This window comes from Cryobacterium sp. PH29-G1, assembly GCF_030063365.1.
Taxonomy (GTDB): domain Bacteria; phylum Actinomycetota; class Actinomycetes; order Actinomycetales; family Microbacteriaceae; genus Cryobacterium.
Map to the genome: position 1 here is coordinate 168,478 of NZ_JASISY010000003.1, position 12,980 is coordinate 181,457.

Annotated in this window: 11 protein-coding genes; 9 read left to right on the forward strand and 2 right to left on the reverse strand. The window is 65.9% G+C overall.

Translation table 11 applies throughout. From position 1 onward, the window contains the following. The 6 genes from QMK22_RS05470 to QMK22_RS05495 are packed head-to-tail and all read left to right on the forward strand — an operon-like array spanning position 1 to position 6,535. Positions 1 to 1,917: a PEP-utilizing enzyme gene (locus QMK22_RS05470; protein WP_283496612.1), complete on the forward strand. Its 1,917-nt coding sequence runs from the start codon at positions 1 to 3 to the stop codon at positions 1,915 to 1,917. Further along, the gene (locus QMK22_RS05475) at positions 1,910 to 2,713 is read left to right on the forward strand and encodes an SDR family NAD(P)-dependent oxidoreductase (RefSeq protein ID WP_283496613.1); all 804 of its coding nucleotides are present in this window, start codon (positions 1,910 to 1,912) and stop codon (positions 2,711 to 2,713) included. The genes QMK22_RS05470 and QMK22_RS05475 overlap by 8 nt, the downstream gene beginning before the upstream one ends. 10 nt (positions 2,714 to 2,723) lie before the next feature. Continuing rightward, on the forward strand, positions 2,724 to 3,035 hold the full coding sequence (locus QMK22_RS05480; protein WP_283496614.1) for a 2Fe-2S iron-sulfur cluster-binding protein: 312 nt from the start codon (positions 2,724 to 2,726) through the stop codon (positions 3,033 to 3,035). A 2-nt stretch (positions 3,036 to 3,037) separates the two neighbouring features. Then, entirely contained in the window at positions 3,038 to 4,339 is a 1,302-nt protein-coding gene (locus QMK22_RS05485; protein WP_283496615.1) for an NAD(P)/FAD-dependent oxidoreductase, read from the forward strand. Between the two features lie 4 nt (positions 4,340 to 4,343). Further along, positions 4,344 to 5,027: an HD domain-containing protein gene (locus QMK22_RS05490; RefSeq protein WP_283496616.1), complete on the forward strand. Its 684-nt coding sequence runs from the start codon at positions 4,344 to 4,346 to the stop codon at positions 5,025 to 5,027. Further along, positions 5,024 to 6,535, forward strand: coding sequence for an aldehyde dehydrogenase family protein (locus QMK22_RS05495; protein ID WP_283496617.1), 1,512 nt, complete (start codon positions 5,024 to 5,026; stop codon positions 6,533 to 6,535). Before QMK22_RS05490 ends, QMK22_RS05495 begins: the two co-directional genes overlap by 4 nt. A 51-nt stretch (positions 6,536 to 6,586) precedes the next feature. On the opposite strand, the gene QMK22_RS05500 is transcribed toward QMK22_RS05495, so the two are convergent. Further along, positions 6,587 to 7,909: an MATE family efflux transporter gene (locus tag QMK22_RS05500; RefSeq protein ID WP_283496618.1), complete on the reverse strand. Its 1,323-nt coding sequence runs from the start codon at positions 7,907 to 7,909 to the stop codon at positions 6,587 to 6,589. 329 nt (positions 7,910 to 8,238) lie between these two features. On the opposite strand from QMK22_RS05500, the gene QMK22_RS05505 reads away from it, so the two are divergent. The 3 genes from QMK22_RS05505 to QMK22_RS05515 are packed head-to-tail and all read left to right on the forward strand — an operon-like array spanning position 8,239 to position 11,105. Continuing rightward, a complete protein-coding gene (locus QMK22_RS05505) occupies positions 8,239 to 9,354 on the forward strand; it encodes an NAD(P) transhydrogenase subunit alpha (RefSeq protein ID WP_283496619.1) in 1,116 nt (371 codons plus the stop codon). Between the two features lie 3 nt (positions 9,355 to 9,357). Beyond that, positions 9,358 to 9,678, forward strand: a complete 321-nt coding sequence (locus QMK22_RS05510; protein ID WP_283496620.1) for an NAD(P) transhydrogenase subunit alpha part 2 — start codon at positions 9,358 to 9,360, stop codon at positions 9,676 to 9,678. 2 nt (positions 9,679 to 9,680) lie between these two features. Continuing rightward, complete coding sequence (locus QMK22_RS05515) at positions 9,681 to 11,105, forward strand: NAD(P)(+) transhydrogenase (Re/Si-specific) subunit beta (protein ID WP_283496621.1); 1,425 nt, start codon at positions 9,681 to 9,683, stop codon at positions 11,103 to 11,105. 199 nt (positions 11,106 to 11,304) lie between these two features. Here the strand turns inward: QMK22_RS05515 and QMK22_RS05520 are convergent, their stop codons facing one another. Further along, positions 11,305 to 12,912, reverse strand: coding sequence for a hypothetical protein (locus tag QMK22_RS05520; RefSeq protein WP_283496622.1), 1,608 nt, complete (start codon positions 12,910 to 12,912; stop codon positions 11,305 to 11,307). Positions 12,913 to 12,980: the final 68 nt, after the last annotated feature.

Consider the following 12,980-nt stretch of genomic DNA (forward strand, 5'->3'; position numbering starts at 1 on the left):
ATGACAGAGAAGTCATTTCCCAGCCCCTATGACCAGGCCCCGGCGGCCGGCGCCGAGGACTGGAAAGACCTATACGCCTACAACCTGGTCTTTCAGGAGAACCGCCGCGAGGTTGAAGAGGCCAAGTTCTGGTTCTGCGACAGCCAGCACTGGCCCACCGTGACGAAGCCGTTCGAGACAATCGGGTTCGAGTTCGCCGTCTCCTGCCTCGGCCAGTACAACACTCGCCACCTGCTCATTCCGCCGGCCAACGGCATCGAGTTTCGTATTCACAACGGCTACCTGTTCATGTCGCCGGTGGGCGTGCCCGAGTCGGAGATCGCCGCCCGCGTTCCCGAGTTCATGGCGCGGGCCGGCCACTACTTCCAGAACTGGGAAACCCTGCTCGAGCAGTGGCAGGGCAAGATTCGCGGCACGATCGACGAGCTCGACGCTCTGTCGTTCGAGGCCCTGCCCGACAGAGTCGATATCAACGACGTCACGAGCGGCAAGGGCACCGGCCCGAACAACGATTTGCTCGCTCAGTACGACGCGCTGATTGCGCTCACCTACCGCGCCTGGCAGTATCACTTCGAGTTTCTCAACCTCGGCTACGTTGCCTACCTCGACTTCTTCAGCTTCTGCAAGGAGGTCTTTCCGGGTATCCCAGACCAGGCCGTGGCGAAGATGGTGCAGGGCGTTGACATGGAACTGTTCCGGCCAGACGACGAGCTCAAAAAGCTCGCCAAGCTCGCTGTGGAACTGGGCCTGACCGGCCTGTTCGGCGACACCGCAAACCCGGAGCAGACGCTTTCCGGCATCGAAGCGGCCACCGCTGGTGCCGAGTGGATGGCCGCCTGGAACGAGGCGAAGGATCCGTGGTTCAACTTCACCGTTGGAAACGGCTTCTACGCCCACGACAAGTATTGGATCGACCACCTCGAGCTTCCGCTCGGCTACATCAGCGATTACATCGGGCGTCTGCAGGCTGGCCAGAACATCGACCGCCCGGTGGCCGAACTCGTCGCCGAACGCGACCGCATCACCGAGGAATACTCGGAGCTGCTCACCCCCGAGCAGCTCGCCGCCTTCACTGGCAAGCTCGGCCTGGCCCGCCAGGTTTACCCCTACGTCGAAAACCACAACTTCTATATCGAGCACTGGACCATGGGAATCTTCTGGCGCAAGGCGCGCCAGCTCTCGGCGATGCTGCAGGAGCAGGGCTTCTGGCCCGACGCCGACGGCATGTTCTTTCTGCGCCGCGAAGAGGTGCGTGAAGCACTCTTCGACTACGTCACCGGCTGGGCCGTCGGCGCCCCGGCCATCGGCCCGTCGTACTGGCCCGAGCAGATCGAGCGTCGCCGCGCCATCGTGGATGCCCTGCAGAGCGAGCGCCCGCAGCCGGCCCTGAACACCCCGCCCGCCGTGATCACCGAACCATTCACCCTCATGCTCTGGGGCATTACGAGCGACCAGATCAAGAACTGGCTGGGTGATTCCGACGCCCCCGAGGGAGAATTCCGTGGAATGGCCGCCTCAAGCGGGGTGGCCGAAGGACCGGCCCGCGTGATCAGTAGCTCCGACCAGCTCTCCGAGGTGCAAGAAGGGGACATCCTCGTAGCCCCCGTCACGGCGCCGTCGTGGGGACCGATCTTCGGCAAGATTCGCGCCACCGTCACCGATATCGGCGGCATGATGAGCCACGCGGCCATCGTCTGCCGCGAATACGGCATGCCGGCCGTTACCGGAACCGGCACCGCTTCGTCGCAGATCGTCACCGGGCAGTGGCTGCGTGTGGACGGCAACAATGGCACCGTCACCATCGTGGAAGATCACAGCGGTGAGGGTCACCGGCACGATCTCGGCCTGGCCGCCGACGCGTCCAGTCAGCTGGCACAGTCTCTCGACGGCCCGATTCTCGAAGGCAGCCATGCCTGACGCGCGCACGGACCAGCCCGCCACCCAAACCGATTCGGCCAGAACGGTGCTGATCACGGGCGCCGCTGGCGGGCTGGGCCGTGCCTTTGCCCTGGGCTTCGCGGCCCAGGGCGACCGGATGGTCGTCGCCGACACCAACCTCGAGGGTGCGCAGCAGACCGTCGCGTTGATCGAGGCGGCCGGCGGCTCCGCCCTCGCCCTGCAGGCGAACGTGACGCAGCTCGACTCGGTCACCCGGCTGGCAGCGGATGCTGCGGCCTTCGCCGCGGCCGCCGCGGCCGAAGGCACCGGCCAGATCGACGTCATCATCAACAACGCGGCGATCTACGCCACCATCACCCGATCACCCTTCGAAGAGATCGACGTCGACGAGTGGGACCGCGTGATGGCGGTCAACCTCAAAGGACCCTGGTTGGTGACCCGCGCCTGTTCTCCCTACCTGGCCAACGGGGCCGCGGTGATCAACCTGTCGAGCGCGACCGTGCTCAGCGGATCCGCCCAGTGGGCGCACTACGTGGCCTCGAAGGGCGGCGTGATCGCGCTCACCCGGGTTCTCGCCAAGGAGCTCGGCGACCGCAACGTCACCGTGAACGCCATCGCCCCCGGGTTCACCCTCACCCAGGCCAGCTACGGCCTGATCGAGGGCGCCGCCGAGTACGGCGTCGACCGCGGTTCGATCAAACGGGCCAGCGAGCCCGATGACATCGTCGGGGCGGCCCTGTTTTTGGCCGGCCCCGGCTCCCGCTACATCACCGGCCAGACCCTCGTGGTCGACGGTGGCCGACAGTTTCTGTAAGGAGAAATGAATGCCTTCTGTAACCTACATATCCGCCACCGGCGGCGAAACGGCCGTGGTCGGATTCGCCGGCGACTCCGTCATGGAGACCGCCGTGCGCAACGGCGTTCCCGGCATCGTGGCCGAATGCGGCGGCAGCCTGTCCTGCGCCACCTGCCACGTCTTCGTCTGCGCTGACAGCGTATTTCCCGCGATGGAAGACCTCGAAGACGACATGCTCGACGGCACCGCCGTCGACCGCGAAGTCAACTCCCGGCTCTCCTGCCAGCTCAAGCTGCTCGACGCGGACATTCGCGTGACCACCCCCGAAACGCAGGTATAGAGATGACCGGCACCGGAGCATCCGCTCACGTGGCAGCACAAGCGCGGGGTACCCTCATTATCGGCGCCTGCCAGGCTGGCGTGCAGCTCGCCAGCTCGCTGCGTGAACAGGGCGACACCGAGCCAATCGTGCTCGTCGGCGAAGAACCGCACGCGCCGTATCAGCGGCCGCCGCTGTCGAAGGCGTTCCTGAAGGGCGAGGCCACGGCCGATTCGCTCACCTTTCGCACCCACGAGTTCTACGCCGAACACCACATTGAGCTCGTCACCCGGGAGCGCATCGTCGCGATCGAGCGTGATGCCACGGGCGGGGTGGCCACGGCCGAATCCGGCCGGCGCTTCGAATTTGCCCGGCTCGCCCTCACCACGGGGGCCGTACCGCGGCAGATTCCGTTTGACGGCAGCGAACTTGAGGGGATCACGTACCTGCGCACCGCAACGGATGCCGCCCTGCTCGAACAGAGGCTGGCCGGCGCTCACGATGTGGTCGTCGTCGGCGGTGGCTTCATCGGCCTGGAAGTGGCCGCCGGTGCCCGCGCGGCCGGCAAGACCGTGACCGTGCTCGAAGCTTCGCCGCGGCTGGTCGGGCGGGCCGTGTCCGAGACCACGAGTGCGTTCTACCTCGCGGCTCATCGTCGACGTGGCACCCGAGTGATCTTGAACGCCCAGGTCGTGCGCTTTCTCGGGGAGCACGATCGGGTCACCGCGGTTGAGCTGGGCTCGGGCGATGTGATCAAGGCCGATGTCGTCTTGATCGGTGTCGGCGTGATCGCCCGCACCGAACTGGCCGAGCAACTCGGCCTCGCCGTCGATAACGGCATCGTCGTTGACGCCAGCGCGCTGTGTTCCGACGGCCTCACCGTCGCGGCGGGGGACTGCGCCAACCTGCCTAACCCGTCATTGACCCCCGGCGGCATTGAACGGCTGCGACTGGAGAGTGTGCAGAACGCGGTCGAACAAGCCAAGGTCGCCGCCGCAACCCTGCTCGGCCGGCCGGCCGAATACTCCACCGTTCCGTGGTTCTGGAGCGACCAAGCCGACCTCAAGCTGCAGATCGCCGGTCTCAGCGGCGGCCACGACCAGATCGTGCTGCGCGGCGACCCCGACAGCGAGAAATTCTCGGTGCTGTACTACCGCGCCGGACAGCTCATCGCCGCTGACTGTGTGAACCGCCCGCTCGATTTCATCGCCGTGCGCGCCATGCTGCACTCGGGGCAGCACCTGCCCAGTGACCGCGCGGCCGACCTGTCACTGCCGCTCAAGAAGCTTTTTCTTCCTGCTGTGCCCGTCCTAATCGGAAAGTAAACCCATGACACTGCAGACCCAAGAACTCGTTGATACTTCACCGATAGCCGTGGGGGTGAGCTCGATCGACCTCAATCCGCTCTGGCGGGCCGTGCGCCTCGAGATGCGATCGCGTTCCAACGACATTCATATTCCCATCTCGTTCGCCTTCGCCGAGCGACTGTGCCTGGCCTATCCGGAGGCCGACGCTCTCGTGGTGCGCGTGGCGATTCTGCTGCACGACACCGGGTGGGCCCGGGTCGATGAGACCAAGATCATCTCGGAGGGTTTCGGCGCCAACTGGCGCCAGGCCGACATCCGCTACGAACACGAGCTCAAGGGCTGCGAGATTGCCCGCCAGGTGTTGCCCGAACTCGGCTACACCGCCGAGTTCGTGACCCGGATCACCGACATCATTGATGGCCACGACACCCGCTCCGAGAGCTACTCGATCGAGGATTCCCTCGTGCGCGACGCCGATCGCCTCTGGCGATTCACCACCACCGGTATCGCCCTCGCGTCGGGCTGGTTCGGCCAGGAGCCCTCGGCGTACTGCCGGCGCCTGCGCACCGACATCATGCCCGAGCTCATCACCGCGGCCGCCCACGAGATGGCCGCGGCCGAGCTGGATCGCGCCGAAGCGCTGCTGCAGACCGAGGTGCTCGCGAGCGGCGTCGAGGCTCCCGCGCTCGACGGCAGCGGACGATGACGAGCCTGGTTGCGGTCGAGGTGACCGCCAACCTGCCCTATCGGCACACCGACGACCTCTTCATTGACGGGCAGTGGCGGGCAGCCACGGGAACCGGCCGCACCCTGGTGACCAATCCGGCAACGGAGGAGGTTTGGGGTTCGGTGCCGCAGGCATCCGGTGCCGACCTTGATCAGGCGGTCGCGGCCGCCCGCCGTGCGTTCACCGGCACGGGGCGGTCGGTTCGGGGCGCGGGGAACGGATGGCGCGACCTGGCTCCCGCAGTGCGGGCCGGCTATTTGCTGCGGCTGGCCGAGGAGATCGAGAAGCGGGCCGAGGCCATCTCGCACACCAACACCTGGGAGAACGGATCACCGGTTGCGGAGTCGTCACGGGCCGCCAGCAATGCCGCCTCAATCTTTCGCTACTTCGCCTCTCTCGCCGGCCTGCTCGAAACCGTCGATATTCGCCCGTTTGCCGATGGTTCGGGCGAAACCGTGGTGCGGCAGGACCCGATCGGGGTGTGCGCGCTCATCGCGCCGTGGAATTTTCCGATCAACCTCGTCGTGGCCAAGCTCGCACCGGCCCTGATGGCCGGGTGCACCGTGGTGATCAAGCCGGCCTCACCGACGCCGCTTTCGGTGCGGCTCATCATCGACGCCGTCGTGGCCACCGGCCTGCCGGCCGGAGTCGTCAACCTCGTCACCGGCCCGGGCTCGTTCGGCGACGCGCTGGTCAAGCATCCCGGCATCGACAAGGTGGCCTTCACCGGGTCGACCCCGGTCGGCCGGTCGATTGCCGGAGCCTGCGGTCAACTGCTGCGACCGGTCACGCTCGAACTCGGCGGAAAGTCGTCGGCGCTCGTTCTGCCCGACGTTGATCTCGATGCGTTGTCGCAGGTGCTTATTCGCACCTGCATGCGCAACACCGGGCAGACCTGCTACATCTCGACACGTATTCTCGCCCCGGCCGAGCGTTACGACGAACTCGTCGACATGGTCACGGCCACCATCGCCGCCGCCAAACAGGGCGATCCGATGCAACCAGACACCGTGTTCGGGCCGGCAGCCACGCGCGCCCAGGAGCAGACCGTGCGCGCCTACCTGCGCAGCGGAGTAGCTGAGGGTGCCCGAGCCACGACCGGTGGCGACGTGCCCTCCGGCTTTGATCAGGGCTTCTTCGTGAAGCCCACGGTGTTCGCCGATGTGACTCCCGGCATGCGCATCGCACGGGAGGAGATTTTCGGCCCGGTGCTGTCGATTCTGCGCTACGACAGTGTCGACGAGGCTGTCGCTCTCGCCAACAACACCACGTTCGGGCTCGGTGGCACGATCTTCTCCGAAGACCCCGATCGAGCGTTCGCGCTGGCCGGCCAGCTCGACACCGGCTCGTTAGGCTTGAATTTCTTCGCCTCCAACCATGCCGCGCCGTTCGCCGGCCGGCATGATTCGGGCCTCGGCGCCGAGTTCGGACCGGAGGGGCTCAAGGCCTACCTGTCGCCGCAATCGGTGCATCGCCGCATCCGCTGACCCGGCGGTACCGCGTCGACTTGCTGCGGGCGCGTAGCGTCGGAGGCGGCGCTAGCGTGCGCCGACGACCAGCCAGGCCATGCTGCGGGCGCGCAGGCTCAGCGTTACGGCGCGAGCTCCGAGATAGCCGAGCGCAAACGCGGCCATGAGCAGCGCGAGTCCGGCCGCGCCTTTGGGAGCCCAGGCCAGCACCGCTGCGGCCAGCGGAATGAACACGGCGAGGTTGATCAGACCGGTCAGCGCGAGGTAGCGAGCGTCGCCGGCACCGATGAGCACACCGTCGAGCACGAACACGACCGCGCCGAGGGGAACGGATGCTCCGAGCACGACCAGGCTCAGCGGCAGGAGCGATGTCACCGCCTCGGCATTGGTGAACGCGTGCCCGAGTACCCCGCTCGTTGCGATCACAGCGGCGGCCAGCACCAGGCCGGCGAGTACGCCCCACTCCAGGCAGCGGCGCAGCACGGCGCGCACTCCCGCAACGTCTCCCGCGCCGAGGCCGCGGCCGACGAGCGCCTGGGCGGCGATCGCGAGGGCGTCGAGGGCGAAGGCAAGCGTCGCGAACAGCGTCATCGTGATTTGAAAAGCAGCTAGTTCGGGGGAGCCGAGCTGCGCGGCCACGAAGACGGCGAGCAGCATGGCGGCGCGCAGACTCAGCGTGCGCAGGAATAGCCAGCCACCGCTGCGGGCACCGAGCATGAGCCCGGCCCGGTGCGGGCGCAGCGGAGCGCTGTGCCGCCGGGCATGGGTGGCAACCACGACGAGGTAGACCAGGGCCATGCCCCACTGCGCCACGACCGTGCCGACGGCCGATCCGGCGATGCCCCAGCCGAGCAGATAGATGAAGACGTAATTGAGCGCGATATTCACGCCGAATCCCACCCCGGCCACGTAGAGCGGGGTACTTGTGTCTTGCAGGCCGCGCAGCAGCCCGGTGGCGGCGAACACCAGCAGCATGGCGGGCAGGCCGAACATGGAGATGCCAAGGTAGGTGGCGGCATCCGCTGTCACTGCGGTTTCGGCGCCGAACGCGCCAACGAGCGCGGGGGTGGCGAGACGGCCGCCGATGGCCAACACGACGCCGAGGCCGAGGGCGAGCCACAGCCCATCGATGCCGACGGACACGGCTCGACGCGTGTTTCCGGCGCCGAGCCAGCGGGCCACGGCCGGCGTGGTGCTGTAGGCGAGAAAGACCATGAGACCGATGATGGTCTGCAGCACCGCGCTGGCCAGGCCGAGGCCGGCCAGCGGCGTGGTGCCGAGGTGTCCGACCATCGCCGAATCGGCCAGGAGAAAGAGCGGTTCGGCCACGAGTGCGCCGAGCGCGGGTACGGCAAGCCGCAGAATGTCCCGATCGATGGGCTGTGCCCGCAAAATGTTGATGGTTCGACTTTACGGGTTCGACCGCACGGTACGACGTCGCGGTGGTTCCGTTAGGCGTCGTCGGGCCGCTTCGCGGGCGCGAACATCCGCCGTTGTTAAGAATGCCGATTCTTTCATTCGCGATGGCGCTCTTTCGAGCCTTGAACCGGGCGCTTCGAGCTATGTTCGACCTAGGAGCATCTGCCGATCGTGGGCGCTTCGGGCACGCTCTGCCGCGCGGGAGCCATCATTCCCAGCCTGGAGTGCCCCCTTCCCGCAGGATTGTTGCCGCCTCACCGCTGAGTGTGCCGACGTCCTCGTCGCTTCGAAAGGTTTCCCCCATGACCGATTCCCAGCTGCCCGCCGAGGCGCCACGCATCGGCGTTGTTCGCGAGAGCGGGGCCGATGAGCGGCGTGTCGCTCTCGTGCCTCGCGCCGTCGCTACGCTCGTAGCCCAAGGGCTCGACGTCGTCGTCGAGCCCGGTGCCGGGGCGGAAGCCCTGATGGGCGACGATCTCTACCTCGCCGCCGGCGCCACCCTGGGCGATGCGTGGAGCGCCGACATCGTGCTCAAGGTTGCCGCGCCGACCGACAGCGAGATAGCCCGCATGTCCGCAGGCTCGACCCTGATCGGATTTCTCGCGCCGCGCAACGTTGACAATAAGATCAGCGCTTTGCAGGATGCCGGAATCGTCGGCTACGCGGTCGAAGCGATCCCGCGCATCTCCCGGGCGCAGGTCATGGACGCCCTCTCGTCGCAGGCGAACGTGGCCGGCTACAAGTCGGTTATTCTCGCGGCGTCACTGTCGACGAGGTTCTTCCCGATGCTCACCACGGCGGCAGGAACAGTCAAGCCGGCCAGTGTGCTCGTGCTGGGCGTCGGCGTGGCGGGCCTGCAGGCTCTCGCAACCGCCAAACGGCTGGGCGGTCGTGCCACCGGCTATGACGTGCGACCGGAGGTCGCCGACCAGGTTCGTTCGGTGGGGGGCCAATGGCTCGACCTCGGGATCGATGCGGCCGGTGACGGCGGCTATGCCCGCGAGCTCACCGAGGAGGAGCGCGCCCAGCAGCAGGCGGCACTCGAGACCGCCATCTCTACGTTCGACGTCGTGATCACCACCGCTCTCGTGCCGGGGCGCCCGGCGCCGCGACTGGTGACGGCCGGTGCCGTGTACGGAATGAAGGCGGGCAGTGTCGTCATAGACATGGCGGGGGAGACCGGCGGTAACTGTGAACTGACCGTCCCCGGCGAGACCGTAGTGGTCGACGGTGTCACCATCGCTTCCCCGCTCAACCTGCCCTCGACCATGCCCGAACATGCCAGCGAACTGTATTCGAAGAATCTCACCGCGTTGCTCGGCCTGCTCGTGCGCGACGGCCGCCTCAACCCCGACTATTCCGACGACGTTGTCGCGCTCTCCTGCGTGACGCGCGACTCGGTCGCGAACAGGATCTGATCCATGGACTACACAAACTTCCTGGCGAACATCGCCATCCTCGTGCTCTCAGGCTTCATCGGGTTCGCGGTCATCTCCAAGGTGCCGAACACGTTGCACACCCCGCTCATGTCGGGTACCAACGCCATCCACGGCATCGTCGTGCTCGGCGCCCTGGTCGTGCTCGGCACGGCGGAGAACCCGGGTATTCCGCTGCAGGTCATCTCCTTCGTGGCGATCGTGTTCGGAACTGTCAATGTCATCGGCGGTTTCGTCGTGACCGACCGGATGCTCGCCATGTTTAAAACCCGCCCCACCAACGCCGCGACCGACGGGAAGAACTGACCATGGAGATCCTCGTCTACGCCCTCTACATCATCGCTTTCGCGATGTTCATTCTCGGACTCTCCGGCCTGACCGCGCCGAAATCCGCCGTTCGCGGCAACAAGATCGCGGCCGCCGGCATGGCCGTCGCCTTCGTCGCCACCCTCATCCACATCCGTGACACCAGCAGCTGGTTGCTCATCATCGCCGCACTCGTCGTGGGCGTGATCGTGGGCATTCCGCCCGCCCGCCGGGTGAAGATGACGGCGGTGCCGCAGCTCGTGGCACTGTTCAACGGCGTCGGGGGCGGAACGGTTGCCCTCATCGCCTGGGGTGAGTACATCGACAGCGACGGCTTCACCGGTCTGCATGTGACATCCGGTCCGGTACTCCCGCTCGTCATTGCCTCGCTCTTCGCTGCCATCATCGGATCGTTGTCGTTCTGGGGCTCGATAGTGGCGTTCATGAAGCTGCAGCAGATCCTGCCCGGGCATCCGTTGTCGGTCGGCCGGTTGCAACAACCGCTCAACGCGATCCTGTTCATCGGCGCTGTTGTGGCGGCGGTCATCGTCGGTATCGGCTCGGCCAGCGCCGGGGCAAGCCCGATCTGGTTCGTCGCGATCTTGATCTTGGCCGGCATCCTCGGGGTGACCATGGTGCTCCCGATCGGTGGCGCCGATATGCCCGTCGTCATCTCACTGCTCAACGCACTCACCGGCCTCTCGGCCGCAGCGGCCGGGCTGGCGCTGAACAATATCGCCATGATCGTGGCCGGCATGATCGTCGGCGCCTCGGGCACCATCCTCACCAACCTCATGGCGAAAGCGATGAACCGGTCCATCCTCTCCATCGTGGCCGGCGGGTTCGGCGGCGGCAGCGGCGGCTCAGGCGCTGCCACGTCAAGCGCCGGTGACCAGGTGGCGAAGTCCACCTCGGCAGCGGATGCCGCCATCAAGCTCGCCTACGCCAACCAGGTCATCGTCGTACCCGGCTACGGCCTCGCTGTCGCCCAGGCCCAGCACGCGGTCAAGGATATGGCCAAGGTGCTCGAAGCCCGTGGTATCGAAGTGAAATACGCGATCCATCCGGTGGCTGGCCGTATGCCGGGGCACATGAACGTGCTCCTCGCCGAAGCCGATGTCGAATACGACGCCATGAAAGAGATGGACGATATCAACGGCGAGTTCTCCCGCACCGACGTCACCATCGTCATCGGCGCCAACGACGTCACCAACCCTGCCGCACGCACCGACCCCAACTCGCCGATCTTCGGCATGCCCGTGCTCAATGTGACCGAGTCCAGGTCGGTGATCGTGCTCAAGCGCTCCATGAGTTCCGGCTTCGCCGGCATCGAGAACCCGCTGTTTTTCGGCGCCAACACCACGATGCTCTTCGGCGATGCGAAGAAGTCCGTCGCGCAGGTGACCGAGGAACTCAAGGCGCTCTAAGCCCGGCTCGACGCCGATAACGTCGGCGAGCTCGAGTGGCTGGCGGCCGAGTGGGGTCGCGGCACATCGATGACCGGGGCGCGGGAAGCGCTCGGCCGGATTGCACCGCCCAACTGATGTGGCCCAGGCTGCAGTGCACGACCAAGGGCCCCGACGGATTCGTCGGGGCCCTTGGTCGTGCTTGATTACGTGGTGCTGGTTACGCGGTGCGGTGCTTGCGGCGCAGCGCGGCGCCGAACAGCAGGACGCCAGCGAGGGTGAGCGCAAGGGCTCCGAGGGCGCCGGTGCTGCCGGAGAATCCGGTTGCGGCCAGTTCGGCCTCGACGGCCGGTACGGCCGTCACCGTGGTTGCGGCGACAGCGGCATCGACGATGGTATCGACCGGGGCAGCGGTTTCAACCGGAATTCCCGTGTAGTTCGATGACAGAAGCTGGCCGGCGGCATCGATTTCGAAGTACACGACGCGGCTGAGGGTGGTCCCGGTGTTATCGGTGGAATCGAGTGTGATCGAGTGCCATCCGGTTTCGAGGCCGGCCGGGATGGTCGCGACGCCGGAGACGGTTCCGGTGGACGTGACAAATCCGTTGCCGATGACCTGCGGGGTGGAGCGCAGGGTCAGGGTCCACGCGGCGCCGTCCTGCAAGCCGCTCGCGGAATAGGTAATGTCACTGCCGGCGATGAGTGCGCCGACTGAGGCGTTCAGGGTGAGGTCGGCGGCAACGGGCTCGTTGATGACGGTCAGCGTCAGCGCGCGATCCGCATCCATCCCTTCATCGTCTGCAAGATAGATGTATGTGTCGACGGCGCCCACGGTGGTCGGCGTTCCAAAGATGTGGATGGTGGGGGGTGTTTCGTCGTCCGACCACGTGTTGAGAACTTCGGCTTCGAGGCCGGCCGGCAGGTCGCCGATCTGGGCGTAGCCGCCGTGGGTCCAATCGAAGTTGTCATAGCCGTCGAAGGTGAGGGTGGTGTCGACGGCGACGCCGCGGGTGAACGTGGTCGTTCCGACGACGTCGAAGCACTGCTGCTCAGACGAGATCTCGGCGATCTCGGTGTTCGCATACGACAACCAGTCGGCATCAATGCTGGTCAGGAGAGTGGGCAGTGCTGCCGGGTCAGCACACGCCTCGTAGCCGATCAGGATGTTCTCCAGCCTGGCGGACGAGGCCACACCAAAGTCGAAGGAGAGCGTGTCGTTGCCGTTTACGTAGCTCGCTTCCCCCGTGCTCTTCCACAGCAGGTAGGGATCGTAGATACCCGTATCAGTCGACAGGAGGAACGTGTCGTACGGCGTGTACGTTGAATCACCGTCAGAGCCGAGGTTGCCAGTGATGAACAGCGGCATATCTGCCGGAATATCCGTTCCCGCCTCGAAAACGTCGACGGTCCATGTCGCCGTGTTGCCAACGAACGTGCGCGTCACATGCGCATCGACGAAGCCGTCGGTGAGGCTGTTATAGACATCGGTGTCGACGAACGTAAACGTCGTGCCGTCGACTTCGTAGGTGTCTGCGGTGAAGAGGTACTGCGATTCGTCCGCGTTGGTCGTTCCGACGTAGCCGAAGCCATCATAGGCATCGGTCGTGTGTTCAGTCCGGGCGTCGCTGATGCTACCCGAGGTCTGGCAGACGTAATTGAACGAAGTGGTCGCGGTGTCAACACTGCTGCTGCTCACTCCGCCGCCGAGCCCGCACAGGAGGGATTCATTGGTGACGTTCCCGGGGCTGGCCTGCGCGGGGGCTGCGAGAAGCATCACCCCAGCCAGGGAAAGTGCCGTGACGGCAGCGGTCAGAGTTCTCTTTTTCATGGATGTCTTCCCGACATATTTGTAGCGATTCTCAAAACGCGAAGTCGGATTCGAGACAGATAAATACC